Consider the following 2,499-nt stretch of genomic DNA (forward strand, 5'->3'; position numbering starts at 1 on the left):
GATTATAACTATTTATGCAGGCATAGTCAATAGTTTCCCATTTTTTTCATAAGGGGCTACCCCTAAAATGGCTTTAATCCGGTGTTCAATCAGGGTAGCGCCCATTGTTTCGCAAAGGCTTAGTTAATTATTTCTTAATAACCGTGCCGAATTTAATACAACAATAATTGCCCCTACATTATGCACAATTGCTGCTGCAACAGGTCCTAACAAGCCACAGGCTGCAAAAACAATTGCCGCCAGATTAATCATATTGGCAACCACAATATTTTGCCAAATAGTACGGATCGCTTTTCGGCTCTTTTGTATTGTTTCCGGTATTTTTTTTAAGTCATCAGATAATAAAACAATATCTGCAGCTTCCACAGCGATATCGGTGCCCGAGTATCCCATAGCGATTCCAATATCTGCTTTTGCCAAAGCCGGAGCATCGTTTATGCCATCCCCGATCATGGCGACCTTGCAACCGGCCTGTTGATAGGTTTCAACATATTTCACCTTATCGCCTGGTAATAAGTCGCCATGGATTATTGGGATATTGACCTGTTCGCCAATAGCATTGCCGACAACTGTGGCATCTCCGGTCAACAAGACTATCTTCCTGATATTATCATGAGATAATGCTGCAATTGTTTCCTTAGAGCCTGCCCGTATAGGATCCTGGATCGTAATAATCCCTGCTACCACCCCATTGGCGGCAACAAAAACTACAGTTGCTCCTGCTTTTTGGTGTACCACACAATACTCATGTTGTTCCGGTGTAAGAACTACCTGTTTATTTTCAAGTAATGATATATTCCCCAATAAGAAAGTTACCCCATCGTTTTCTGCAATTATCCCTTGCCCAATAACAGGTTCCCAATAGGCCGGCTCGATAAAGGAGATACGCTCTTTCTCTGCGGCGGCAATAATTGCTTTTGCCAGGTGATGCTCTGAACGTTTCTCTATCCCTGCGGCAATAGCCAGTAACGCATTGTCTTGCCAGCCATTATAGCAGCGAATGTCTTTTACAGTTGGTTTCCCCAAAGTGATGGTGCCTGTTTTGTCAAATAAGACGGTATCTAAGGAGCCTACTCGTTCCAGTATTTCGCCTCCTTTGATTAAAATACCCCGCCGCGCCGCTGCCCCAATAGCAGCAGCCACAGCGGTGGGTGTGCTCAGTAACATCGCACAGGGACAGAATACGATTAAGATAGTTACCCCCCGGACAATGTCACCGGTCACCAGGTAAACTAATACCGCAATCGTTAGACTTAATGGTACAAACCAATTTGCCCAGCGATCAATAATCCGGGCGGTAGGCGCCTTACTTGCCTGAGCTTCCTTAACCATTTTTATGATATGACCTAAAGCGGTATCCTGACCCACCTTTGTTGCTACAACCTCAATACTCCCCATGGTTACGATTGTACCCCCAAAAACACTGTCCCCGTTGCGGCATTCAACAGGAATCGACTCACCGGTGATAGTCGCTTGATCGACTGTGGCATAACCAAAGGAAACTACACCGTCTACCGGAATCTTCTCCCCTGGTTTTACCAGCAGTGTATCCCCTGTCGCTACCAGTTCGGCGGCGATTTCCCGCTCGGTTCCCCCCTCTAGAATACGGGCTTTTAAAGGTGTTAGCTCCGCAAGCTTTTTTAAAGCATTGTTGGACTTTTCTAATGTAATGTGTTCTAACATTTCGCCAATGGTCATGATAAGCGCAACCTCGGCTGCTGCAAAATATTCACCGATAGCAATAGAGGCAATGATCGCTATGCTTACCAGAAGTCCTACTTTGGTGTCCCCCCGCTTATATATGGCCACAACCGCTTCTGTAATAATTGGCAAACCACCGATTATTGCTGCAATAAGTGCGGTATCAACCCCGAAAATCACCGGCAGCCACTCGAACCAGTAGCCTATTAACAACAGAGATGTTGTGGTAATTACAATATAGTCTTTTAAATGACCGCCTGCACCATGTCCATGGTCGTGTTCTCCTACTTCCACCGGCGCTGGGCTAATAACCTTATTCTTGGAGATGCAGAGTTCTTCATTATCCATTTTAAAATGCCTCTCGATTAATTTTTTTTAGTATTGTAAGTAACTGTTCATTTTCTTCATCTGACAAGACTGAGAGTATTTGCTCACTTAGATTATAATGATACTGGTGATGTTCAGCAAAAGCCTGGTGGCCTTTTTCCGTTAAAGTAATTAAGTGGACGCGCCGGTCCTCTTTGACTGATTCCCGGGTGGCATATTGCTTCTTTTCCAGGCGATCAACTGTAACGGTAGTAGTACCTGTAGTTACCCCCAGATATTGAGCAAGACTTTTCATATTCATTTGTCCATATTTGCCCAGTACTTCAATGGCATGAGCCTCGGAAACGGCCAGATCGCTCGTCTTTATTACTGAGTTCTCCCACGAAGAAAAACCATTAAAAAATGTAAATAACTCGTGAGTCAGTTCATCTAGATAATTCATCAGCATCGCTCCTTTGATCTTCTTATAGT

The 2,499-nt window shown here is 44.3% G+C and carries 2 protein-coding genes; both read right to left on the bottom strand.

Features of this window, described 5'->3' with window-relative positions; genetic code table 11:
* Positions 1 to 123: 123 nt before the first annotated feature.
* Positions 124 to 2,049 (bottom strand): cation-translocating P-type ATPase, encoded by a 1,926-nt coding sequence (locus tag VN379_RS09005; RefSeq protein WP_325532973.1) that lies wholly within the window; start codon positions 2,047 to 2,049, stop codon positions 124 to 126.
* 1 nt (position 2,050) lies between these two features.
* On the bottom strand, positions 2,051 to 2,499 hold a 449-nt coding region (locus tag VN379_RS09010), incomplete at its 5' end, for a MarR family winged helix-turn-helix transcriptional regulator (RefSeq protein ID WP_325532976.1).

Source organism: Sporomusa sp., from assembly GCF_035561255.1.
Taxonomy (GTDB): Bacteria; Bacillota; Negativicutes; order Sporomusales; family Sporomusaceae; genus Sporomusa.

Bases quoted from the DNA above. Each gene is read 5' to 3' on its own strand.
- VN379_RS09005 (WP_325532973.1), bottom strand. From the start codon at position 2,049: ATGGATAATGAAGAACTCTGCATCTCCAAGAATAAGGTTATTAGCCCA.